This window comes from Jidongwangia harbinensis (assembly GCF_020216025.1).
In the GTDB taxonomy this organism is placed as follows: Bacteria; Actinomycetota; Actinomycetes; order Mycobacteriales; family Micromonosporaceae; genus Actinoplanes; species Actinoplanes harbinensis.
The window spans coordinates 132,903-155,251 of record NZ_JAIWNC010000022.1 but is presented as its reverse complement, the minus strand read 5'-3'; the positions used below and the strand labels follow the sequence as shown (position 1 = coordinate 155,251).

Genomic DNA, 22,349 nt, shown 5'->3' with positions numbered 1-22,349 from the left:
TCCTCTCAGACCAGGTAGTCGGAGAGGCCACGCCGGACGAATCGGCCGTGGCCGGCCCGCCCGGTGTACGCGCCGCCGGAGCTGATCACCTCGCCGCGGGACAGGACCGTGTCCACCCGTCCGTCGACCTCCCAGCCCTCCCAGGCGGAGTAGTCCATGTTCATGTGGTGGGTCTCGACGCCGATGCGGGTCCGGCCGTCCGGGTCGTACACCACGATGTCGGCGTCCGATCCGGGGGCGATGACGCCCTTCTTCGGATAGAGCCCGAACATCCGGGCCGGCGTGGTGGCGATCGTCTCGACCCACCGGGCCAGCGACAGCTTGCCGTCCACCACGCCCTGGTAGAGCAGGTCGACGCGGTGCTCGACGCCGCCGATGCCGTTCGGGATCTTGGAGAAGTCGCCGAGTCCCATCTCCTTCTGGTCCTTCATGCAGAACGGGCAGTGGTCGGTGGAGACCACCGACAGGTCGTTGGTCCGCAGACCCTGCCACAGGTCGGCGCGGTGGCTCTCGTGCTTGCTGCGCAGCGGGGTCGAGCAGACCCACTTGGCGCCGTCGAATCCGGGCGCGCCGAGCTGGTCCTCCAGGGTCAGGTAGAGGTACTGCGGGCAGGTCTCGGCGAACACGTTGCGGCCCGCGTCGCGGGCGGCCCGGACCTGTTCCAGGGCCTTGGACGCGGACAGGTGCACGATGTAGAGCGGGCAGTCCGACGCCACGCTGGCCAGCCAGATCGCCCGGCTGGTCGCCTCCGCCTCGAGCTCCTGGGGCCGGGTGATGCCGTGGAAGATCGGGTCCGTCTCGCCGCGTTCCAGCGCCTGCTTCACCAGGACGTCGATGGCCGGGCCGTTCTCCGCGTGCATCATGATCATCGAGCCGTTGGTGCGGGCCTTCTGCATGGCACGCAGGATCTGGCCGTCGTCGGAGTAGAAGACGCCGGGGTACGCCATGAAGAGCTTGAAGCTGGTGATCCCCTCGTCCGTGACGAGCTGGTCCATGGCCTTGAGCGAGTCGTCGTCCACGCCGCCGAGGATCATGTGGAACGCGTAGTCGATGTGGCAGTTGCCGGCGGCCTTCTGGTGCCAGGCGGCGAGGCTGTCCTGCACCACCTCGCCGTAGCGCTGGACCGCGAAGTCGATGATCGTGGTGGTGCCGCCGATCGCCGCCGCCCGGGTGCCGGTGTCGAACGTGTCGCTGGCCTCGGTGCCGCCGAACGGCAACTGCATGTGGGTGTGCGCGTCGATGGCGCCCGGGATGACGTACTTGCCGGTCGCGTCGATCGTCTCCACGTCGTCCGGTCCGCGGCCGGGACTGAACAGCGCGGCGATGGTCTCGCCGTCCACCAGCACGTCGGCGGCGACCGGTCCGGTGGGGCTGACGACGGTGCCGCCCTTGATCAGTTTCACGGCCGCACCAGCCCGTCGTAGCTGTCCGGGCGGCGGTCGCGGTAGAACTGCCACCGGTCGCGGACCGTGGCGAGCAGGCTCAGGTCGAGGTCGCGCACGATCAGCTCGGGCTGGTGGGTGTCGCCGACCTCGCCGACGAACTTGCCCTCCGGGTCGACGAAGTACGACTGGCCGTAGAAGTCGTTGTCGCCCAGCTCCTCGATGCCGGTGCGGTTGATCGCGCCGATGAAGTACTCGTTGGCCACCGCGCTGGCCGGCTGCTCCAGCTGCCACAGGTAGGAGGAGAGGCCGCGGCTGGTGGCGGACGGGTTGAACACCAGCTGGGCGCCGTTCAGGCCGAGCGCCCGCCAGCCCTCCGGGAAGTGCCGGTCGTAGCAGATGTAGACGCCGACCCGGCCCACCGCGGTGTCGAAGACCGGGTAGCCGAGGTTGCCCGGACGGAAGTAGAACTTCTCCCAGAAGCCGCGTACCTGCGGGATGTGGTTCTTGCGGTACTTGCCGAGGTAGCTGCCGTCCGCGTCGACCACCGCGGCGGTGTTGTAGAGGACGCCGGGCTGCTCCTGCTCGTACATCGGCAGGATCATCACCATGCCGAGTTCGGCGGCGAGCGCCTGGAAACGTTCGGTGGTGGGGCCGGGGATGGACTCGGCGTACTCGTAGTACGCGGAATCCTGCACCTGGCAGAAGTACGGACCGTAGAACAGCTCCTGGAAGCAGATCACCTTCGCACCCTGAGCGGCGGCGTCACGGGCATAGTCCTCGTGCGCCTTGATCATCGACTCTTTGTCGCCCGTCCAGTTCGTCTGGACGAGGGCGGCGCGGACGATGTCGGTCATCGCGGCCCCTTCCTGTCGTGTGGCGTGGGTCACCAGATGATTGTGATCGCCTTGGCACCTTCTGTCACCGGCCTAGCCGGTTCCGGGTGTCGTGCCTTGACATCGGGGCCGGATGTCGTAGGACACTACGACACAGACTCGGGCGGACAATTGCCTGATCGTTACGGAATGTTTCGGAAAGGTAACTTTGCTCGCGCTCATCGCGGGCGCCGTCGAGGACCGCACCGCACGGGGAATCGCCGCCGCCGTCAGCCGGCTCGTCACCGCCGGCAGCCTGCCCAGTGGGGCCCGGCTGCCCACCGTGCGCGACGTCGCCCGCGAGCTCGGCGTCAGCCCGACCACGGTGTCCGAGGCCTGGCAGAGCCTCACCCGGGCGGGCGCGATCCAGACCCGGGGCCGGTCCGGCACGTTCGTCGGCGGGCTGCCCCGGCAACGCCTGCGGTACGCGCAACTCGGCGGCCCGTCGCTGGGCACCGACCTGTCCACCGGCGTACCCGATCACGACCTGCTGCCCGACCTGACCGACGCCTTGAAGCGGGTCGGCGACGGCAGGCTCACCACCAGCTACCTGGACGCGCCGGTGCTGCCCGCGCTGGAGGACGTGCTGCGCGACCGCTGGCCGTTCCCGCCGGAGCAGGTGACCGTGGTGGACGGCGCGATGGACGCGCTGGACCGGATCACCGCCGCCGTGGTCCGCTTCGGTGACCACGTACTGGTCGAGAACCCCGCTTTCCCGCCGGTGCTGGACCTGCTCGACACGGTCGGCGCCACCGTCGTCGGGGTGCCGCTGGACGGCTCCGGTCTGCAGCCGGCCGCGCTGCTGGCCGCGCTGTCCGAGTACCGGCCCACCGCGCTCTACCTGCAGCCCCGCGCGCACAACCCGACCGGGGTCAGCATGACCGCCGAACGGGCCGCCGCGCTGGCCCGGATCCTCGCCGACTTCCCCGCCGTGACCGTCATCGAGGACGACCACGCCGGGGACATCGCCTCGGCTCCGCCGGTCAGCCTGGGCGGGTACCGGCCCGACCGGACCGTGCACGTGTCCAGCTTCTCCAAGAGCCACGGCCCGGACCTGCGGCTGGCCGCGGTCGGCGGACCGGCCGCACTGGTGTCCACGGTGGCGGACCGGCGCCTGCTCGGCCCCGGCTGGTCCTCGCGGATCCTCCAGGCCGTACTCCTCGACCTGCTCACCTCCGCGGAGACCACGGCCCGGGTGGCCGGCGCCCGCGCCGAGTACGCCCGGCGGCGCGACGCGCTGCTCGCCGCGCTGGCCGCACACCGGGTGACCGCGACCGCGCCGGACGGCATCAACATGTTCCTCCCGGTCGCCGACCAGCAGTTCGCCATGGTGACGCTGGCCGCGCACGGCATCGCGGTGGCGCCCGGCACGCCGTTCCGGGCCGCACCGCTGCCCACCGACCACGTCCGGATCACCGTAGGCCTGGTCCGCGACGGCTTCGACGACCTGGCCGCCGTCCTCGCCGGCGCCGCCCGCCCACGCACCCGAGTAGTTGGAGGTTCCCGATGACCGACGACCTGCTGGCCCGGCACCACGCCGTCATGCCCACGTGGATGCCCGTCTACTACGGCGACCAGGCGATCGAGATCGTGTCCGGCTCCGGCCGCCGGGTCACCGACTCCGCCGGACGGTCCTACCTGGACTTCTTCGGCGGCGTGCTGACCAACATGATCGGGTACGACATCGCCGAGATCCGCGACGCCGTCTCCCGGCAACTGGCCACCGGCGTGGTGCACACCTCCACGCTGTACCTGATCAAGCAGCAGGTGGACCTGGCGGAGAAGATCGCCCGCGTCTCCGGCATCCCGGACGCCCGGGTCTTCTTCACCAACTCCGGCACCGAGGCCAACGAGGCCGCGATGCTGATGGCCACGAACATCCGCCGGTCGAACCAGATCCTCGCGATCAAGAACAGCTACCACGGCCGGACGTTCGCCACCATGGCGATCACCGGGCACCGCAGCTGGTCGGCCAGCTCGCTGAGCCCGGTACAGGTGTCCTGGCTGCCGTCCGGCGACCGGGTCCGCGGCCGGCTGGCCGGGCTGGCCGACGCGGACCGCATCGAGGCGTCCGTGGAGGACCTGCGCGAGACGCTCGCCACGGTCACCGCGGGCGACGTGGCCGCGCTGATCGCCGAGCCGATCCAGGGCGTCGGCGGGTTCGTGCACGCCCCGGACGGCATGCTGGGCGCGTACCAGAAGGTGCTGAACGAGCACGGCATCCTGCTCATCGCGGACGAGGTGCAGACCGGATGGGGCCGCACCGGCGACCACTTCTGGGGCTACCAGGCGCACGACGTGGTGCCGGACCTGATCACGTTCGCCAAGGGCATCGGCAACGGCTTCGCCCTGGGCGGCGTGGTGGGCCGCGCCGACGTGGTGAACGCGGTGCCCGCGATCAGCTTCTCCACGTTCGGCGGCAACCCGGTCTCCGCCGCGGCCGGCAACGCGGTCCTGGACTACGTGCTCGACCACGATCTGCAGGCCAACGCGAAACGGGTCGGCACCATCCTGCTCGACGGCCTGCGCGCGGCCACCGCCGACTCGACGATCGTGGCCGAGGTGCGCGGGCGGGGCCTGATGATCGGCGTCGAGTTCGTCCGGCCCGGCACCACCGAACCGGACCCGGCGGTGACGCTGCGGGTGTTCGACGAGTGCCGGCGCGGCGGCCTGCTGGTCGGCAAGGGCGGGCTCTACAACAACGTGCTGCGGATGGGCCCGCCGCTGACCCTGACCGAGGCGGAGGCCCGCGAGGGCCTGGACGTCCTCACCGCCGCCATCGCCACCGCGACAGCCGAGGCGACCGTCTCGTAGGGTGCGGGCATGCGAGTGGGGATCGTCGGGGCGGGAATCGGCGGGCTGACGCTGGCGCATGCGCTGCGCCGGCACGGCATCGACAGCGTGGTGTTCGAACGCGACGCCTCGCCCGAGCACACCGCCGGCTACCGGCTGCACGTCAACGAGGCCGCCACGGCCGCCCTGCGCGACGGCGTACCGGCCGCGTTGCTCGGCGCGCTGCGGGCCTGCGGCACCGGCGCCGAGGCGTTCCGCCAGTTCTCCATCTTCGACCACCGCGGCCGGATCCGCCTGCGGCTGCCCGCCTACGACGGCGAGGACATCCTGATGATCGGGCGCCGGCCGCTGCGCGCGGTCCTCGCCCGCGATCTCGACCAGGTGCGCTGGGGTACGCCGGTGGACGGCTACACGGACACCGGCGACGGCGTCCGGGTGCACCTGCGCGACCAGCCGGACACCGAGGTCGACGTGCTGGTCGGCGCGGACGGCGTACGGTCCCGGGTGGCCCGGCGCCTGCTCGGCCGGCGCGGTGCCCGGCCGGCCGGCGTGATCGGCGTGGCCGGCAAGACCCCGCTCACCGCGCGGACCGTCCGCTGGGTGCCGCCCGGACTGGTCCGCGGCCCCGGGTTCGTGATCGGCCCGGACGGCATCGGCTCGTTCCTCAGCCTGCACCGCCCGGGGCCCAGCACCGATCCGGCCGCCGAACCGCCGTACCTGGTGTGGTCGGTCGCGGCCCGCACCGCCCAGTTCCGCACCGACCCGCTCACCCTGAGCCCGGCCGAACTCGTCGCCGAGGCCCTCCGGCTCACCCCCGGCTGGGCGCTCACCCTGCGCCTGCTGATGCGGGCGTCCGAGGTGGACAGCACGGCCGCGTTCCCGTTCTGGTTCCCGGCGGCGCTGGCACCCTGGCCGGTGGGCCGGGTCACGCTGCTCGGCGACGCCATCCACCCGATGCCGCCGACCGGGGGCGCGGGCGCCAGCACCGCCATCGTGGACGCCGTCCACCTGGCCGGCGACCTGGCCGGACGGCCGCCGCGGGCGGCGCTGACCGAATACCAGACCCGCATGCTGAGCTACGCCGGGGATGCGGTGGACGAGGCCCGGCCGCCGCTGGCCTGGCAGCGGCGGCTGGCGAACCCGGTGCTGCGGGCGTTCGCCACCGAGGTGCTGATGCCGATCGCGAACCTGGCGGTGGCTAGGCCCTGATCCGGGCGAACCGCGGGTGGGCGAGCGCCACCCAGTCCTCGGTGCGGACGGCGACGGACCGGTCCAGGCGGGCCGCGTTGAAGTACAGCTCGGGCGCGTCCCGCAGGGACGGATCGGCGACCAGGTCGAGGCCGTCGTGGTAGCCGATCGGCAGGACGGTGCCGCTGACCGTGCCGGCGAGATCCTCGGCCTTCTCCGCGGACGCGAAGGCGACGTAGCTGCCACCGAACAGGTCCTTGACCGCGGCCAGGTCCAGGCGCGCGTCGCCGGGGATCACCGCGAGGACGTACCGCGTCTGTTTCTTGCCGATCTTCACCATCACGATCAGGCACTTCGCGGCGTGCGCGACCGGGTGCTCCCGGAGGGCGCTGACCAGGTCGGTCCGGCCCTCGGCCGGGTGCTCGATCAGCCGGTACGACGCGCCGGCGGCGTCGAGGTCGGCGAGGAGCCGGTGGTACATCGTGGTCATCGGGTGCTCTCCTGCAGATCGGTCCGGATTCGGATGCGGTGCCCGGTCTCCGCGCGCTGCCCCGCGTACGTTCCGGCGAGGACCAGCGTGATGCCGGCGACGGCCACCGGGGCCAGATGCTCGCCGCCGAGGCCCACGCCGATCAGCACCGCCCACACCGGTTCGGTGCCGAGCAGCAGGCTGGCGCGGGCCGCCGAGGTACGGCGCACCGCCCACAGCTGCACCAGGAACGCGAACACGCTGCACCCCAGCGCCAGGTACAGCACGCCCAGCCACTGCCCCGGGCCGAGCCGGTGCACCGCCGCGCCCAGCACCGGCGCCGCGGCGACCGTGCAGACCAGCGCGCCGACCGCGGTCTGCACGGCGGTCAGCGTCACCGTGTCGTAGGGCCGGCCCCGGGTCAGGCGGGCCGAGCAGGTCACGTGGACCGCCCGCACCACGGCGGCCAGGAGAATCAGGGCGTCACCGGTCGACGGCGCCCGCAGCCCCGGCCCGCCGACCAGCAGCAGCACGCCGGCGACGGCCACCCCGGCGGCCACGAAGAACCGCGGCGGCAGCCAGCGCCGGCCGGCCGCGCACTCCAGCACCGGCGTCAGCAGGATGGTCAGGCTGATCAACACCCCGGCATTGGTCGCGCTGGTCTGCGACACCCCGTACGTCTCCAGCACCAGCACGGCCGTCTGGGTGCCGCCGAGCAGCGTCCCGACCGCCAGCTCCGACCGGTCCGGGCGGCGCGGCCGGCGCACCGCCACGACCACGGCCATCGCCCCCGCCGAGATCAGGAAACGCAGGGCCAGGACGGTCAGGACCCCGCCCGCCACCACCAGCGTCCGGGCCGCCAGGTAGCTGCTGCCCCAGACCACGGCCACGGCCAGAAGCAGCAACGTCGTCACCCGAGAAGCGTGCGACCGGCGGATCGGGTAGACAAGACACGTCCTGGTGAACCGATAGTTTAGTGAGCGCTAATGGATTTGCGTCACCTGCACCTTCTCCGGGAACTCGGCGACCGCGGCAGCGTCGCCGCGGTCGCCCGCGCCGTGCACGTCACGCCGTCCGCGGTGTCGCAACAACTCAACGCGCTGCAACGCTCGGCCCGGGTGCCGCTGACCGAGCGCCGCGGCCGCCGGCTGGTACTCACCGACGCCGGCCGGGCGCTCGCCGCCGCCGCCGTGGAGGTGTCCAGCGCACTCGACCGGGCGGCCCGCGCGGTCGACGGCTACCTCGACGACCCGGCCGTGCCGGTGACCGTGGCCGCGTTCCACAGCGCCGGGCTGGCCTACTTCGCCCCCCTGATCCGGCGGCTGACCGAGACCGCCGGCCCGCCCGTACGCTGCGCCGACGCCGACGTGGCGCAGGCCGACTTCCCCGGGCTGACCGCCGACTACGACCTGGTCCTGGCGCACCGGCTGGAACACAGCCCGCCCTGGCCCACCGACCGGCTCGCCGTCGTACCGCTGGTCTACGAGCCGCTGTACGTGGCGCTGCCCGCGGCCCACCCGCTCGCCGCCCGGGACCGGCTGACCGTGGCCGACGTCAGCGGCGAGGAATGGATCAGCGTGCACGACGGCTTCCCGGTGCAGGGCACCCTGGCCGCCATCGCCGCCGTGGCCGGCCGGCCGCTGACCATCACCCACCGGATCAACGATTTCACCGTCGCCGCGTCGGTGGTCGCCGCGGGCGCGGCGGTGGCGCTCCTGCCCGGCTACACCACGCCGCCGGACCCCCGGCTGGCGTTGCGGCCGCTCGCCGACCTGCCGGCCGGACGGCACATCGACGTCCTCGCCCGGCCGGAGACCCTGCACCGCGCCGCGGCCCGGCAGGTCCTCGACACGCTCCGGACCATCGCCCGGCGCGGGTAGGCCGGTCAGCCGAGGCGGCGGGTCGGTGGGGTGCCGTAGCGGTCGGCCAGCGCCGCCTTGAGACCCGGTCCGGCCTTGTACGACTGCTCGGTGCGGATCAGTTCGCGCTGGGCGCCGGCGTCGCCGTCCCAGGCGGCCAGGCTCAGCTCCGGCGCCACGTTCGCCACCGCCAGGATCGCGCCGGTGGCGCCCAGCCAGCGGGCGTACCCGGTGAGCGCCGCCGACCCGGTGTAGACCGCACCGGGCCACTCCAGGTCGATCTCCGCGGCCAGCCGCGCCGGGATGCCACTGGAGTCCTTCAGCCCGGCCAGCGGCAGCCCGGTCAGCGCGGCCACCGGCACCTCGCCGCCGGCCACCCCCGGATAGTGGTACGCGAGCACCGGAGCGGTCCCGGCCGCCTCCGCCACCCGGCCGTAGTACACGTCCAGCGCACCGCCCAGCCGCGGCGGCGCCACCAGCACCGCGTCCGCGCCGGCCTTCACCACCGCCTCGGTCCGGTCCGCCGCCTGCCGCCACCAGTCCCCGGACGAGCCCGCCACCACCGGCACGTCGGGGCACGCCTCGCGGACCGCGGCCACCACTTCGGCGCGTTCCGCGTCGGTGAGCGCGGCGGCCTCGCCGGTGCTGCCCGCCACCACGACCGCCCGCATGCCGGCGGCGACCAGCCGGGCCGCGTGCGCGGCGGTCTCCCGGGCGAGCACCGCGCCGCCGTCGTCGAACATCGTCACCAGAGCCACCGCCGGCCCGGTCCACCTCACGTCACCCATGCCCCCCATCTTGCGCCGCGGGCCGGCGGTCCGCCGGGGCGGTCAGGGCAGAGCGACCGCACAGGGTACGTCGAACGGGGCCGGCAGCCGCAGCTCCACCTGCACGGAAAGACCGTCCCGGGGGTGCGGAACGGTCCACTCGAAACCGTCCGTGTCCGGCTCGGCGTCCAGGCGCAACCGGACCGGCGTCTCGAGCTGCACGGTGCCGCCGGCCGGTACCCGCAACGTCGTCGGGTTCACCCCGATGTCCAGCGCCGGCTCGTGCACCGGCACCGCCACGCCGCCCGCCGACGCCCGCACCGCGAACGAGACGAACGGCTCGTACGACGGCACCTCGATCTCGGTGGACCCGTCGTTGGCCAGCGTGAACCGCAGCGCGTACGCCCCGTCCCCGAGCGCGACCGCGGTCACCCGGCAGGACGCGGTCATCCCTTCTTGACCTTCCACGTGGTGCCGTCCGCCTTGAGAATCCGGGTCACCGTGTAGTTCCCGAGCGCGACGCCGGGCTGGGCCTCGTACGTCTGCGGCAACTCGACCTCGACGTCCTTCGGCGCCACCAGGTTCGCCACCAGGTTGCGCAGGTCCGGATGCCCGCCGTGCCGGTCGGCGATCCGGTCGTCGGCGTTGACGGTGAACGTGCCGTTGTTGCCCGCGTACGTGCCGAGGAAGTGCCGGGACACCGCGTCCGCGGTGGTCAGCCCGTGTGCGGTGCGGTACGCCGGGGCGATGTCGGCGGGCGCCACGTTGCCCAGCCGCCAGTTGGCGAAGCGTTCCAGGATGGTCTGATGCTCGTAGAACGGCGGCATCAGCGGCACGATCGCCGGCCCGATGTCGTACGTGTAGACGCCCGGCAGGCTGATCTCGCCGGTGCCCTCCTGCTGGGTGATCGTGGTCGGCACCCGGGTCTTGAGGCCGAAGTTCCAGGTGTGCGTCGCGGACACCGAGTTGTCGGCGATCTTGCGTACCCTTAGCACCACCTGCACCGGCGGGGCGCCGAGCCAGGGCGTCGGCAGGAAGAAGTCGACGTTGCCGGAGTCGAGCCCCGGCACGGTGACCGTGGTCGGCCCGGCGACGGTGGTGAACACGCCACCGGTCGTCGAATACTCCAGCTGGTAGTCGGCGGGCGCCGGGTCGGTGAACCGGGCCCGGAAGATGATCCGCTCCCCCGGCGCGGACAACGGCGCCCGGTCGAACGGCACGATGTACGCCGCGGCCGGCGCGTCCGCGACCGACTGCTCCGACGTGGCGACCGGGGCCGGAGCCGGAGCGACCGGCGCCGCCTCCGCCACCGGCGCGTCCTCCAGCCGGGCGAAGAGCGCGGACACCGCGCGGTTGCCACCGGCGTGCAGTCCGGCGGCGGGCACCGGGCGGCGCATCGGGGGCGCCGGGGACTGCTCCTGCTCGCGTACCGTCGTCGCGCGACTCAGCACGGCGCCTCCTCGCTGTCGGCGTTCCCGTCATCGTATGACGGGAACGCCCGCGCCCACCCCGCTTGTCACGGACCCGATCGGGCGGTCCGCTCAGGCCGCGACCAGAATCAGCGTCGGCGCGTCGGCCGGGTGGGCGGCGGAACCGTGCGCGGGGTCCGCGGAAGACCCCAGCCCGGGCGAGGCCACCGCGGACTGAGCCACCGCAGGGTGAGCCACCGCCGACTGAGCCACCGCAGGGTGAGCCGCCGCAGAGCGAGCCACCACAGGGTGAGCCACCGCAGAGCGAGCCACTGCGGACGGGACGGCCGGCACGGACGAGGCCGGCACGGACGAGGCCGGCACGGACGAGGCCGGCACGGACGAGGCGTTTACCGACGGGGCGTTCACCGACGAGGCGACTGCGACCGGGACTCGGGCCACGCCACGGACCGCGCCGGTGACCGGGCGGCTCTCCGCCGACATGACCGCGGCGCGCACGACCGGCATGACCGCGGCGCGCACGACCGGCATGACCGCGGCACGCACGACCGGAGTGGCCGCAGCCACGGCGGGCACCGCCGGGACCATCGCCGCCGACGACGCCGCGGGGACTGTCGCCGCCGACGACGCCGCGGGGACTGTCGCCGCCGACGACGCCGCGGAGACCGTTGCGGCCGACGATTCCGTGCGGACCGTTGCGGCCGACGATTCCGTGCGGACCGTTGCGGCCGAGGCGACCACCGGAGCGTCCTTGCGCACGACCAGCACCACGCAGACGACGAGCGCACCCAGCAGGCCGGCCGACCCCGACGCCCAGACCGCCGCCTGCCCCATGCCGATCCCGTAGCCGAGCCAGCACGCGCACGCCGCCGCAGCCAGCTGCCAACGCAGCGGGGAGACCCCGGACAGGTCCTGACGACGATCGCGCAGCAACGACAGCGGCTGCGGCACGGCGGACACGATCGACGCGATGGCCAGCACCGCGCCCAGCATCGGCGCTACCTGGACGCCGTCGTACCCGGGCAGGGCCGCACCCAGACCACTCAGCACCACCGCGATCAGCAGCACCCCCGCGGTCGACGCGGTCGCCAGCAGCGCCCGGCCGCGGCGCAGGTCCCGCCGGCTGATCAGCAGCGCCGCCAGGACCGCGAGGCCGGCAACGCCGGTACCGACGTTCGTCACGACCTGGATGGGGTCCCGGAGCAGCAGGCCGTACGCCATCCAGCCGATCGGCATGGCGGCACCGAGCCAGCAGGAGCTGGCGGACAGGCCGGTGGTGCGGCCGCCGATCCAGCACCGCCAGACCTGCGGCCAGGGAAGAGCGATGGTCAGGGCGGCGGCGAGGACTCCGAGAACTGAGGTGAGCATGATCCATCCGGTTCGAGGCAGGCGGGACCCCTGTCTCATCGCCAGCCGCCGGAATGGTCTGACCAGATCCGCCAGTGACGGGTCTTACGGCCAGAAACCACCGTCCTGCACCCGAATCGGGCACGCGCCATGCCTCGATCTGCCCACTGTCGGAGCCGCTCCCACCTCGGTCCCCGCCGCCCGTCCACGACCAACCGCCGCGAGCTTCCTCGACATCCGGCCCGCCTTGTCAATCGTGCCCGGCGTGCAGAACTACGGCGCGCTCCGCACCCCGAAACCACACGCGCCGCCACCCCCAACACCGCGTGCAGGGATACGGCTCGCTCCGCACCCGGAATCCCCACACGCCACCACCCCGAGGGCATGCCCGACCGTGGTGTACCAGTGGAGCGCTCCACTGGTACACCGATGCTGGTATGGGCGGCCCAATAACCACCCGTGGTGTTCCACCGAGAGCCGGTCCGGCGGCAGCGCGCGCGGCAGACCGACCGCCTCGAGCCGCCCGGCGCCCGTTTGGGCTCCACGCCGAGACCGCGGTACGGCAGCGGCAGCCCCGCTGCAATCGCCTCAGTGGTACACCACTGCCGGCCAGGCGCAGAGGTAGTGCGAGGTCTGCACCACGCGCCGCTCCGAAGAGAGCACCGCGTGCGGAAACACGGCTCGCTCCCCACCCCGAAACCACACGCGCCACCACCCCCAACACCGTGTGCGGAAACACGGCTCGCTCCGCACCTCGAAACCACACGCGCCACCACCCCACACCACGCGCGGAAATGCGGCCCGCTCCGCACCCGGAAACCACACGAGCTCAACATCGGCCACAGCACACCCACCACCCTGGGCCTGCACCACCACACCGCCCGCCAGACGCTGGTAAGCCGGGGACGGTCGCCCCCCCGGACGTCCAAGACCTGGACCGCCGTCGGATCGGTGACCAAGATCGACACCTGTGCGGGCGGCTCGTACAGTGGCGCGGATGGGTGGGGGGTTCGCGGTTCTGTCGATGGGTGAGCAGCGCGTCTTCCGGCTGCTACTGGGCGTCTCCGGGGCCGACGCGGGCCGGGTCGCCGGGCTCGCCGGGGTGTCGCTTGCCGAGGCCGAGCGGCTCCTGGCGTCGTTGCGGGACCGGGGTCTGGTGACGCCGGGACCGGTCTTTCACGCGCTGCCGCCGGACGTCGCGCTCGGTGACGTGCTGCTGCGGCGCCAGCAGGAGCTGGAGGCGGCGCGCCGGGTGGTCGCCGCGCTCAGCGAGGACTACCGGACCAGCACCCGCCGGCGCAGCGCCGAGCATCTGGTGGAGATCGTGGTCGGCGCGCCGGCGTTGCGGGAGCGGCTGCGCGAGATGCAGGAGTCGGCGCGCGACGAGATTCTCTGGTTCTGCCGGGCCAATCCGATCGCCATGGCCGGCCCGGAGAACGCCGAGGAGGGTTCCGCGTTGCAGCGCGGCGTGCGGTACCGGGCGATCTACGAGCGGGAGCTGCTGGAGCGACCGGGCGAGCTGGCCGGCATCGTGGAGTCGATCAAGCTGGGCGAGCAGGCCCGTACGCTGCCCAGCCTGCCGGTGCGGCTGGCGGTCGCCGACCGGGCGCTGGCGATCTGCCCGCTGGTGCCGGACTCCTCGCGCGGCGTGGGTGAGCCGACCGCCGCGCTGATCCGGTCCAGCGAGTTGCTGGACGCGCTGGTGGCGCTGTTCGAGAGTTACTGGGAGCGGGCCACGCCGGTGCTGGCGAACGCCGCGGCGGACGAGCCCGACGTGCTGCTGCTGTCGTTGTTCGTGTCCGGGCTGCCGGACAAGTCGATCGCCACCCAGCTGGGCGTCAGCCGGCGCACGGTGCAACGCCGGCTGGACCGTCTGATGGCGGTGGCCGGCGTGGACACCCGTACCGGACTGGCGTTCCAGGCCGCGAAACGTGGCTGGCTCTAGCGCGCCCGGCCCTCGGCCAGCATCTGCACCGACTTGGCGATCCGCCGGGCCCGTGTCTCCGCGGTCCTGGCGCCCTCCGCCTGCAGCACGTGCCAGGTGCGGGCGCTCACCGACAGGCCGTCGAAGAAGGCCTTGGCGGCCGGTTCCCGCGCCAGCGCGGCGGCCAGATCCTCGGGTACGTCCACCGTCCGCTCCGCGGTGTCCAGCGCGATGTCCAGGTCCAGCACGTCCCCGGCCCGCACCCCGGCGGCGGTACGGCGTTCCGCGCTGACACCGAGCCAGTACTCCCCGCCCATCCGGGCGATCGACGAGCGGAACTCGTACCCCCGCACGGTGACGACGACCTTGGGCCGGCCGCCGCCGCCGAGCGCCGCGACGTCCTCGTCGGGAATCCGGAAACCGGTCGTGTTGCCGCCGGTGGCCTGTAGTTCCGCGGTGATGCGCATGCCTAGAGGATATTGGCGGCGGCCCGGTCATGGCGGTGCCCGGGCCGCCGCCGATATCGGTCATCGACGGCCGTAGGCGCGGACGACGGTCTGGGTCACCGCGTTGCCGTCCCGGTCGACAGCGTGGATCCGCAGCGACACCGGGGTGTCACCGGCCGGCACGGTCGCCGTGTACGCGCCGTCCCGCCCGGTGACGGCGAGCGTCCGCCAGGTGGCGCCGTCGTCGCCGGACATCTCCGCCCGCAGGGTGGTGCGTTTCGGTGTGCCGGTGCGGCCCGGAGTGCGCAACGACAGGCCGATCCGGTGCGCCCCACCGGCGGCGGCCCCGTTCTGGTCGACCGGCGCGTCGTAGCCCACCTGCAGCAGCGGCAGCACCCCGTCGGCGCCGGACCGGAAGGTCCAGGCGCTGTCGGTGCGGGTGCCGTGGACCCAGTCGTCGCCGCCGCGGACCGTGCTGAGCCGCAGTTCGTATCCGGCCGCGCCGGGCGTGGTGGTGACGTCCCGCCAGGCGTCCGGCAGCTCGGCGAGCAGCGCGCCGTCGCGCCACAGCGACGCGGACGCCTGGTCCGCCTCGTCGATCGAGAAGTGCCGGTCGGTGCTGTCCACGTGTTCCGCGACGCGCAGGCGCAGCAGGTCGCCGGTGCGGGTGGAGGAGAAGCCGTCCGGGGTGGCCGGGCGCACCACCGGCTCGGCCCACGCCTCCCGGCTCTGCCCGGGCCGGTAGCTCTGCGGGACGTGGGTCAGGCCGGACTGCAGCATGCCATCACCCCAGGGGTACGCGGGGTGCACCCGGTGCTGCCACACCGAGTCCCCGGCGGACACCCATTCCTGGCGGACGGACGGCGTCCGCACCGCCCGGACGGTGTCGTTCCAGGCGTACTCCTGCCAGGGGCGCCAGCCGAAGCGCTGCTCGCGGATCCAGTCGAAGCCGCCGTTGTGCGCATACCGGGAGGTGATCCGCATGGTGTTCTCCGGGGTCACCCGGTGCTCGATGCGCTCGGGGACCCGATTGCGGGACACCTGGATCACGTCGTAGAGGTAGGGGCTGGACGTGGTGAGGGTGAGCGCGATCGATGCGCCCGGGCGGGCGGCGCGGGCGAGCAGGCGGTTCCCGTCGGCGTACCCGACCACCACGGCCGGGACCGGCAGCCGGTCGCCGTCCGGGCGCCACACGGTCCACGGGGACCAGTCGGCCGGGCGTACCGCCAGCACCGCGGCGGCACCGGCCGCGGCGGCCTCGGCGATCCGGGTCCGCTCGTCGGTGTCCGGGTCGGGCGGCAGCAGCACCGCGGTGCCGCGCACGTCGCCGGTCCCCCACACGGTCAGCGGGAACTGGCGGGTGCCGGTGTAGGCGGGCGAGTGCCCGTGCAGGTTGATCCGGTGCGGTCCGGGCACGCCGGGCACCACGGCCCGTACCATCGGCGCCTCCAGCTGCCAGCGCGAGGAGAACTCGAAGGTGCCCTCGCGGACCCGTTTCGTCGGCGTCACGTTGACCTCGCGGACCGTGCTGAAGTGCATGACGCCGTGAGCGATCTCCCGGCCGCTGCCGGTGACCCGGTGCACGTAGTAGCTGAGGATGGCGCGCTGCTCGGCCGGCCGCGGCGTCTCGATCCGGATCGGCGTGCCGGTCCGTGCGTCCAGCAGCACCTCGATGTCCCGGTCCACCCGCAGCTCCGGGTTGGTGACCAGGGTGACCTCTTCCTGCGATCCGCCGTCGACCAGCGCGTGCAGCAGGTAGTCGCCGGCCAGCACCCGGTACGTGACGGCGCCGTCGCCGACCCAGCCGAGCACGTCGGAGCGGCGGTCGTCGCCGTGCAGCGCGAGCACCGGCACCATGGTGGGCCGGCCGTTCCGGTCCACCGCCCGCACGGTCACGGTGTACTGCGGCGGGTCGTACGTCGCGGCGACCGCGGTGGTGACCACGGTGTCGCCCGCGGTGGCGCGGAGCCAGCCGGTATGCGGTCCCGGGTCGATCCGGGTGAGGTCCAGCGTGACCGGTACGTCCGCGGTCCCGCCGGCCGGCACCGTGACGGTCCGGGACGCCACGGTGACCGCGGCCGGTACGTCCAGCGTCAGCGTCACCGGCGAGGCACCGGCGTTGGTGTAGGTGACCGTGCGGGTGTGCACGGCCGGCGTCTCGCCGACGTGGTGCACGCCGAAGTCCACGGTGCCGGAGCCGGTCACCGTCTGGGTGACCGCGCGGGCCACGTCGACCCGGCCCGCGCCCTGCGCGTACACGTCCGTTCCGGGGGCCGTCCGGACCGTGCTCACCAGCGCGTTCTTCAGCTGTGCCGCGGTCCAGTCCGGGTGTTGCTGGGCCAGGACGGCAGCCGCCCCGGCCACGTGCGGGGTGGCCATCGAGGTGCCGTTCGCCGCGGTGTAGCGGGCGTCGACCGGGTCGCCCATCGCGGTGCCGGCCGCGCGGGCCGCCACGATGCCCACGCCCGGCGCGGTGATCTCCGGCTTGAGTCCGAGGTCGCCGAGCCGCGGGCCGCGGCTGGAGAAGCCGGCGATCCGCTCGGCGCGGTCGACCGCGCCGACGGTGAGCGCGGCGTCCGCGGTGCCCGGCGAGCCCACCGTGGAGGCGGCGCCGCCGGCGTTGCCGGCCGCCACCACGAACAACGTGCCGGTGCGGGCGCTGATGTCGTTGAGGGCGGCGCTCATCGGGTCGGTGCCGTCGGTGGCGTCGCCGCCGAGGCTCAGGTTGACCACCCGGGCGCCGGCGTCCGCGGCCCACTGCATGCCCTCGACGATCGACGACTCGTAGCCGGAGCCGCTGTCGTCCAGCACCTTCCCGACGAGCAGCCCGGCGCCGGGGGCGACGCCCTTGCGGCGACCGGCGGAGGCGGCTCCGGTGCCGGCCACCGTGGACGCCACGTGGGTGCCGTGGCCGTGCCGGTCCACCGCGTCCGCGCTCTCGCTGAAGTTGCGCGCCTCGGTCACCCGCCCGACCAGGTCGGGGTGGGTCTGGTCGACGCCGGTGTCCAGCACGGCGACCGTGACGCCGCGTCCGTCGAGCCCGGCCTGCCAGGCGGTGGGCGCGCCGATCTGCGCGGTGCTGCGGTCCAGCACCGGGCGGACCCGGCCGTCCAGCCAGATCCGCCCGGCGTCGGCGGCCCGCATTCCGGCGCGGCTCTGCCAGAACCCGGCCAGCGACTCCTTGCCGGCCCGGAACGCGACCGCGTCCAGGCTGGGCAGCCGGCGTTCGCCGGTGCGCTGCACCCGCAGCCCGGCCGCGCCGCCCTGCACGATCAGCGGCAGCGTCGGCGTGGTGGCGTCGCCGTAGCCGTCGGCGAGCAGCCGTTCGACGTCGAACAGGTCGGCGTCCAGCCGGCCCGCGTGGAGCAGCGGCACCACGTCGCTGGGCAGCACCCGCAGGCCGTCGTCCGACTCCAGCGTGTGGAACGTGACGCCGTCCCGGCCCGGCGCCGGCCGTACCGTGGCAGCGGTCCGGTCCCCGGCGGCGGTGAGTTCCACGACGTCGCCGGTGATCAGTGTGACCGCCCGGGTCGGCGGCGCGGGCGGCGCCGCGGGCGCGGCGGCGGCCGGCGGGGAGCCGGCGAGGGCGAGGCCGGGTGCGGTCAGGACGGCGGCAAGCACACCGGCGGTACGGCGCAGCGGTCGCATGGGTGGGGCTCCTTCGCGTGCGCGCCCGAGGGGTGGCGGGCGTTGCAGGCATTCTGGAGGCTCCACGTGTCGGCGGAAGTGTTCCGCGGTGCCGCACAGCGGACATGGCGCGATGTGGACAGCTACTCCGCGTCGGCCGGACCTTCCAGACCGGACCGTTCGTCCCGTTCCGCCCACTGTAGGAGCGTGTCCAGCCGGTACGCGGTGTCGTCGATGCCGGCGTGCAGGTCGCCCAGCCGCGCGAAGCGTTCCGGCACCGTCCGCACGGTGAAGTCACGCGGGTCCACGTCGGCGACCTCGTCCCAGGTGACCGGTGTGGACACGGTGGCCTCGGGCACCCCGCGCACCGAGTACGCGCTCGCGATGGTGTGGTCCCGGGCGTTCTGGTTGTAGTCGATGAACAGTGCCTCCGGGTCACGGTCGCGCCGCCACCAGGTGGTGGTCACGTCCTCGGGGGCGCGCCGCTCCACCTCCCGGGCGAACGCCAGCGCGGCCCGGCGCACGTCGCCGAATCCCCACTCCGGCGCGATCCGCACGTAGACGTGCAGTCCCTTGCCGCCGGAGGTCTTCGGGTAGCCGGTGATGCCCAGGTCGTCGAGCACCTCGCGGGCGACGCCGGCCACCCGGCGTACCCGGTCGAACGGGCACTCCGGCATCGGGTCCAGGTCGATGCGCCACTCGTCCGGCTTCTCGGTGTCGGCGCGGCGCGAGTTCCACGGGTGGAACTCGACGGTCGACATCTGCACCGCCCAGATCACGTCCGCCACCTGGGTCACGCAGAGTTCGTCGGCGTGCCGGTTGTACCGGGGGAACGTCACCCGCACGGTCTGCAGCCACGGCGGGGCGCCGTGCGGCACCCGCTTCTGGTGCACCTTGTCACCGCTCAGCCCGTCCGGGAAGCGGTGCAGCATGCACGGCCGTTCGCGCAGCGCCCGGACGATGCCGTCGCCGACCGCCAGGTAGTAGTGGACCAGGTCGAGCTTGGTCAGCCCGAGCGCGGGAAAGTAGACCCGGTCCGGATTCGAGACCCGGACGGTGTGGTTCCCGGCGTCTACCTCCACCGAGGGACTCTTGGCGGCCATGCTCTCAACCTAGCGTTCTGATCACCGAGGAGGCACAGATGAGCCGGATCGCGGTCACCGGGGGCAGCGGCAAGCTGGGGCGGGCAGTGGTGGCCGACCTGCTGGCCCACGGCCACGAGGTGGTGAACCTGGACGTGGCGCCGCCGCCGCGGCCACAAGGCCGCTTCGTCCGTATCGACCTCACCGACTACGGGCAGGTGGTGGACGCGCTGACCGACATCGACGAGGGTCCGGGCGCGTTCGACGCGGTGGTGCACCTGGCCGCCATCCCGGCGCCCGGCGTCACCGCGAACGCGGCCACGTTCGCGAACAACGCCACGGCCACCTACCACGTGTTCGCGGCGGCCCGGACGGCCGGCATCACCCGGGTGGTGTGGGCGTCCAGCGAGACGGTGCTGGGTCTGCCGTTCGACACGCCGCCGCCGTACCTGCCGGTGGACGAGGAATATCCGGCCCGCCCCGAATCGACGTACTCCCTGGTCAAGCATCTGGAAGAGCAGATGGCGGCGCAGTTCTGCCGGTGGAACCCGGCGCTCACCATGATCGGGCTGCGGTTCTCCAATGTGATGGAGCCCGGCGACTACGCGGCGTTCCCGTCGTTCCAGGAGGATCCGCGCCGGCGGATCTGGAACCTGTGGGGCTACATCGACGCCCGCGACGGCGCCCAGGCGGTGCGCCGGGCGCTGGGGTACGACGGCACCGGCGTGGAGGTCTTCATCATCGCGAACGCGGACACCGTGATGGAGAAGTCCAGCGGCGCCCTGGCCGCCGAGTACTTCCCGGACGTGCCGGTGATCCGGCCGCTCGGCGAGCACGAGACGCTGCTCGGCATCGACAAGGCGAAGCGCCTGCTCGGGTACGCGCCGGAGCACTCCTGGCGCACCTGAGCAGGCGCTCGGCCCTAGAGTGCGCCGGTGTAGAGCAGCCGGTTCGGTGAGCCGGTGCCCGGGCTGGTCACCACGCCGGGCGTGGCGCTGTCCACGATCGCGCCACTCACCTGCGCGGGCGTCGCGGCCGGATTGGCCGAGAGGTACAGCGCGGCGGCGCCGGCCACGTGCGGTGCGGCCATCGACGTACCGCTGATGGTGTTGGTGGCGGTGTCGCCGGTGGCCCACGCCGAGGTGATGTCGATGCCGGGCGCGAACACGTCCACGCAGGTGCCGCGGTTCGCCCAGCTGGCCTTGCGGTCGGTGCTGTCGGTGGCGGACACGGTCAGCGCCTCGGCCACCCGGGCCGGGGACTGGGTGCAGGCGTCCAGCGGGAAGAGGCCGAGCAGCCCGTTCCCGGCCGCGATGGCGTAGCTGATCCCGGAGCCGATCGAGTTGCGTACCGCGGTGTCCAGCGCGGTGTCGGCGCCGCCGCCGAGGCTCATGTTCGCCACCGCCGGGCGCGTCGCGTTGGCGGTCACCCAGTCGATGCCGGCGACCACCTGCGCGGTGGTGCCGCGGCCCTGGCAGTCCAGCACGCGCACGGCGACCAGCTGCACGCTCTTCGCCAGCCCGTACCCGGTGCCGCCGACCGTGCCGGCCACGTGGGTGCCGTGGCCGTTGCAGTCGTCCGCCGCGCCGCCGTCCACCGCGTCGAAGCCGCTGGTCGCGCGCCCGCCGAAGTCGCCGTGGGAGACCCGGATGCCGGTGTCGATGATGTAGGCGCGCACGTCCGGGGCGGTGCGGGGATAGGTGTAGGAGCTGTCCAGCGGCCGGTTGCGCTGGTCCACCCGGTCCAGGCCGTACGACGGCGGGTTGGCCTGGGTGTCGGTGGCGTGGTGCACCACGTCGGGTTGCACGTACGCGACCGCCGGGTCGGCCGCCATCCGCCGGGCCTGCTGGGCGCCCATTGTGGCGGCGAAACCGCGCAGCGCGTGCCGGTACGTCGCCGTCAGCGTCGCCGCGTGCCGGCCGGCCAGCGCGCGGGCCTGCCCGGCGACCGCGTCCCGGGCCGGCTTCAGCACCACGATGTAGCTGTCCGGCACGACCTCCGCACCGGGCACCGCGGCCACGGCCGCCTCGGCCGGCGCGGCGTGCGCCGCCGCCGGCCCTCCGGCGATCCCCACCAGCGCGGCGGTCGTGACCGCCACACACCATCGAACCGAACGACCCATCTGCGCCTCCCACGACGTGGCCGCGGGCGCAGGCCATCGTGTCGACCTGGCGCTCCGCGACCGGCTGACTGCGTAAGGTGACGCTAACAGGCTGATCGATAAATGAGAATGTTTCAGTGTTGGGCGTGCTTCGAAATGGGGGCCGGAGCGAGGCGAGGTCCAGGTGTCGGCCTAGGCGAGCACCTCGTCGATCTGGCCCATGGCGAGCCGCATGCCCTCCTCGGCGCCCCGCTCGACCACCTGCTCCAGCTGCTCGGCGCTGTCGAACATGGAGACCGCGGTCATCCGGGCGCCGGTGCCGGTCGCCTCGATGGTGACCACGGTGTGCGAGGCCCGCATCGTGTCCAGCGGCTCGCCGTCGTCACCGGCACAGCCGTCGTCGAACGCCAGCCGGTGCGGCGCCTCGATCGCGGTGACCGTCCACCAGCCGCGCGCCTTCTCCCCGGCCGGCCCGGTCATGGAGTACCGGGACTGGCCGCCGACCACGAAGTCGTGCCGCTCGAACGTGGCCGGCCAGGTCGGCGGACCCCACCACCGCTCCAGCCGGCGCGGGTCCTGCCACACCTCCCACACCCGCTCGACGCTCGCGTCGAACTCGGCGACGAACGTCATGGTCCCCGCCTCGACGTCCTTGTGCGCACTCACCACGGTCATGATTCGTCCCCTTCTCGGTCTTCGGACAGCAGTTGCTCGATGCTCCGGGCGCGGTGCCGCCACAACTTCTCGTACGCGTCCAGCAGCCGGGCCACCTGGCGCACCGCGGTGAGGTCGGCGTGCACGACCTGCTCCCGGCCGCGCCGCACCTTGGTGACCAGCGCCGCCCGCTCCAGCACCGCGACGTGCTTCTGCACCGCCGCGAAACTCATGGCGTAGTGCCGCGCCAGCCCGGAGACGGACTGCTCCTCGCGGATCACCCGGGCGACGATGTCCCGCCGGGTGGCGTCCGCGAGGGCGTGGAAGATCCGGTCCGCCTCCGCGTCACCTACAACCATGTGGTTGTACGTTAGTCCGCCCGGCCGCCCGGCACAAGGGCGACGG

Annotated in this window: 20 protein-coding genes; 6 read left to right on the top strand and 14 right to left on the bottom strand. The window is 73.4% G+C overall.

Translation table 11 applies throughout. The annotated features are described in order from the left end of the window. Positions 1-5: 5 nt before the first annotated feature. Entirely contained in the window at positions 6-1,403 is a 1,398-nt protein-coding gene (gene hydA, locus LDL48_RS25610) for a dihydropyrimidinase (protein WP_225257760.1), read from the bottom strand. Continuing rightward, positions 1,400-2,239: a nitrilase-related carbon-nitrogen hydrolase gene (locus LDL48_RS25605; protein WP_225257759.1), complete on the bottom strand. Its 840-nt coding sequence runs from the start codon at positions 2,237-2,239 to the stop codon at positions 1,400-1,402. The genes hydA and LDL48_RS25605 overlap by 4 nt, the downstream gene beginning before the upstream one ends. 187 nt (positions 2,240-2,426) lie before the next feature. Here LDL48_RS25605 and LDL48_RS25600 point away from each other — a divergent pair, with 187 nt between their 5' ends. The 3 genes from LDL48_RS25600 to LDL48_RS25590 are packed head-to-tail and all read left to right on the top strand — an operon-like array spanning position 2,427 to position 6,259. Then, on the top strand, positions 2,427-3,767 hold the full coding sequence (locus LDL48_RS25600; protein WP_225257758.1) for an aminotransferase-like domain-containing protein: 1,341 nt from the start codon (positions 2,427-2,429) through the stop codon (positions 3,765-3,767). After that, the gene (locus LDL48_RS25595) at positions 3,764-5,071 is read left to right on the top strand and encodes an aspartate aminotransferase family protein (protein ID WP_225257757.1); all 1,308 of its coding nucleotides are present in this window, start codon (positions 3,764-3,766) and stop codon (positions 5,069-5,071) included. Before LDL48_RS25600 ends, LDL48_RS25595 begins: the two co-directional genes overlap by 4 nt. Positions 5,072-5,080: 9 nt before the next feature. Continuing rightward, positions 5,081-6,259, top strand: a complete 1,179-nt coding sequence (locus LDL48_RS25590; RefSeq protein WP_225257756.1) for an FAD-dependent oxidoreductase — start codon at positions 5,081-5,083, stop codon at positions 6,257-6,259. On the opposite strand, the gene LDL48_RS25585 is transcribed toward LDL48_RS25590, so the two are convergent. Next, positions 6,249-6,728 carry a YbaK/EbsC family protein gene (locus tag LDL48_RS25585; protein ID WP_225257755.1) on the bottom strand — a complete coding sequence of 160 codons (480 nt, stop codon included), beginning with the start codon at positions 6,726-6,728 and terminating at the stop codon, positions 6,249-6,251. The two genes, LDL48_RS25590 and LDL48_RS25585, sit on opposite strands and share 11 nt — an antisense overlap. Beyond that, positions 6,725-7,621 carry a DMT family transporter gene (locus tag LDL48_RS25580; RefSeq protein WP_225257754.1) on the bottom strand — a complete coding sequence of 299 codons (897 nt, stop codon included), beginning with the start codon at positions 7,619-7,621 and terminating at the stop codon, positions 6,725-6,727. The genes LDL48_RS25585 and LDL48_RS25580 overlap by 4 nt, the downstream gene beginning before the upstream one ends. A gap of 72 nt (positions 7,622-7,693) precedes the next feature. Here LDL48_RS25580 and LDL48_RS25575 point away from each other — a divergent pair, with 72 nt between their 5' ends. After that, a complete protein-coding gene (locus tag LDL48_RS25575; RefSeq protein ID WP_225257753.1) occupies positions 7,694-8,587 on the top strand; it encodes a LysR family transcriptional regulator in 894 nt (297 codons plus the stop codon). A gap of 5 nt (positions 8,588-8,592) precedes the next feature. Here the strand turns inward: LDL48_RS25575 and LDL48_RS25570 are convergent, their stop codons facing one another. The 4 genes from LDL48_RS25570 to LDL48_RS25555 all read right to left on the bottom strand — a co-directional run bounded on the left by LDL48_RS25570 (position 8,593) and on the right by LDL48_RS25555 (position 12,131). Further along, on the bottom strand, positions 8,593-9,354 hold the full coding sequence (locus LDL48_RS25570; RefSeq protein WP_225257752.1) for a dihydrodipicolinate synthase family protein: 762 nt from the start codon (positions 9,352-9,354) through the stop codon (positions 8,593-8,595). Between the two features lie 42 nt (positions 9,355-9,396). Beyond that, the gene (locus LDL48_RS25565) at positions 9,397-9,783 is read right to left on the bottom strand and encodes a hypothetical protein (RefSeq protein WP_225257751.1); all 387 of its coding nucleotides are present in this window, start codon (positions 9,781-9,783) and stop codon (positions 9,397-9,399) included. Next, on the bottom strand, positions 9,780-10,784 hold the full coding sequence (locus tag LDL48_RS25560) for a hypothetical protein (RefSeq protein ID WP_225257750.1): 1,005 nt from the start codon (positions 10,782-10,784) through the stop codon (positions 9,780-9,782). Before LDL48_RS25560 ends, LDL48_RS25565 begins: the two co-directional genes overlap by 4 nt. A gap of 90 nt (positions 10,785-10,874) precedes the next feature. After that, positions 10,875-12,131, bottom strand: a complete 1,257-nt coding sequence (locus tag LDL48_RS25555) for a SemiSWEET transporter (protein ID WP_225257749.1) — start codon at positions 12,129-12,131, stop codon at positions 10,875-10,877. A 976-nt stretch (positions 12,132-13,107) separates the two neighbouring features. Here LDL48_RS25555 and LDL48_RS25550 point away from each other — a divergent pair. Then, complete coding sequence (locus LDL48_RS25550; RefSeq protein WP_225257748.1) at positions 13,108-14,055, top strand: helix-turn-helix domain-containing protein; 948 nt, start codon at positions 13,108-13,110, stop codon at positions 14,053-14,055. Here the strand turns inward: LDL48_RS25550 and LDL48_RS25545 are convergent. The 3 genes from LDL48_RS25545 to ligD all read right to left on the bottom strand — a co-directional run bounded on the left by LDL48_RS25545 (position 14,052) and on the right by ligD (position 19,210). Continuing rightward, a complete protein-coding gene (locus LDL48_RS25545) occupies positions 14,052-14,501 on the bottom strand; it encodes a YdeI/OmpD-associated family protein (RefSeq protein WP_225257747.1) in 450 nt (149 codons plus the stop codon). The genes LDL48_RS25550 and LDL48_RS25545 overlap by 4 nt on opposite strands. 60 nt (positions 14,502-14,561) lie before the next feature. Then, on the bottom strand, positions 14,562-18,128 hold the full coding sequence (locus tag LDL48_RS25540) for a S8 family serine peptidase (RefSeq protein ID WP_225257746.1): 3,567 nt from the start codon (positions 18,126-18,128) through the stop codon (positions 14,562-14,564). Between the two features lie 122 nt (positions 18,129-18,250). After that, positions 18,251-19,210, bottom strand: coding sequence for a non-homologous end-joining DNA ligase (gene ligD, locus LDL48_RS25535; protein ID WP_225257745.1), 960 nt, complete (start codon positions 19,208-19,210; stop codon positions 18,251-18,253). A gap of 38 nt (positions 19,211-19,248) precedes the next feature. Between ligD and LDL48_RS25530 the strand changes: the two genes are divergently transcribed. After that, positions 19,249-20,097: an NAD-dependent epimerase/dehydratase family protein gene (locus tag LDL48_RS25530; protein ID WP_225257744.1), complete on the top strand. Its 849-nt coding sequence runs from the start codon at positions 19,249-19,251 to the stop codon at positions 20,095-20,097. Between the two features lie 14 nt (positions 20,098-20,111). On the opposite strand, the gene LDL48_RS25525 is transcribed toward LDL48_RS25530, so the two are convergent. The 3 genes from LDL48_RS25525 to LDL48_RS25515 all read right to left on the bottom strand — a co-directional run bounded on the left by LDL48_RS25525 (position 20,112) and on the right by LDL48_RS25515 (position 22,303). Then, entirely contained in the window at positions 20,112-21,287 is a 1,176-nt protein-coding gene (locus LDL48_RS25525) for a S8 family peptidase (RefSeq protein WP_225257743.1), read from the bottom strand. 195 nt (positions 21,288-21,482) lie between these two features. After that, entirely contained in the window at positions 21,483-21,965 is a 483-nt protein-coding gene (locus tag LDL48_RS25520) for an SRPBCC family protein (RefSeq protein WP_225257742.1), read from the bottom strand. Then, complete coding sequence (locus LDL48_RS25515) at positions 21,962-22,303, bottom strand: ArsR/SmtB family transcription factor (protein ID WP_225257741.1); 342 nt, start codon at positions 22,301-22,303, stop codon at positions 21,962-21,964. Before LDL48_RS25515 ends, LDL48_RS25520 begins: the two co-directional genes overlap by 4 nt. Between the last annotated feature and the right edge of the window lie 46 nt (positions 22,304-22,349).

Coding starts and splice junctions, on each gene's coding strand:
- LDL48_RS25605 (WP_225257759.1), bottom strand. CDS start 2,239: ATGACCGACATCGTCCGCGCCGCCCTCGTCCAGACGAACTGGACGGGC.
- LDL48_RS25595 (WP_225257757.1), top strand. CDS start 3,764: ATGACCGACGACCTGCTGGCCCGGCACCACGCCGTCATGCCCACGTGG.
- LDL48_RS25590 (WP_225257756.1), top strand. CDS start 5,081: ATGCGAGTGGGGATCGTCGGGGCGGGAATCGGCGGGCTGACGCTGGCG.
- LDL48_RS25585 (WP_225257755.1), bottom strand. CDS start 6,728: ATGACCACGATGTACCACCGGCTCCTCGCCGACCTCGACGCCGCCGGC.
- LDL48_RS25575 (WP_225257753.1), top strand. CDS start 7,694: ATGGATTTGCGTCACCTGCACCTTCTCCGGGAACTCGGCGACCGCGGC.
- LDL48_RS25570 (WP_225257752.1), bottom strand. CDS start 9,354: ATGGGTGACGTGAGGTGGACCGGGCCGGCGGTGGCTCTGGTGACGATG.
- LDL48_RS25565 (WP_225257751.1), bottom strand. CDS start 9,783: ATGACCGCGTCCTGCCGGGTGACCGCGGTCGCGCTCGGGGACGGGGCG.
- LDL48_RS25555 (WP_225257749.1), bottom strand. CDS start 12,131: ATGCTCACCTCAGTTCTCGGAGTCCTCGCCGCCGCCCTGACCATCGCT.
- LDL48_RS25550 (WP_225257748.1), top strand. CDS start 13,108: ATGGGTGGGGGGTTCGCGGTTCTGTCGATGGGTGAGCAGCGCGTCTTC.
- LDL48_RS25545 (WP_225257747.1), bottom strand. CDS start 14,501: ATGCGCATCACCGCGGAACTACAGGCCACCGGCGGCAACACGACCGGT.
- LDL48_RS25540 (WP_225257746.1), bottom strand. CDS start 18,128: ATGCGACCGCTGCGCCGTACCGCCGGTGTGCTTGCCGCCGTCCTGACC.
- ligD (WP_225257745.1), bottom strand. CDS start 19,210: ATGGCCGCCAAGAGTCCCTCGGTGGAGGTAGACGCCGGGAACCACACC.
- LDL48_RS25530 (WP_225257744.1), top strand. CDS start 19,249: ATGAGCCGGATCGCGGTCACCGGGGGCAGCGGCAAGCTGGGGCGGGCA.
- LDL48_RS25520 (WP_225257742.1), bottom strand. CDS start 21,965: ATGACCGTGGTGAGTGCGCACAAGGACGTCGAGGCGGGGACCATGACG.
- LDL48_RS25515 (WP_225257741.1), bottom strand. CDS start 22,303: ATGGTTGTAGGTGACGCGGAGGCGGACCGGATCTTCCACGCCCTCGCG.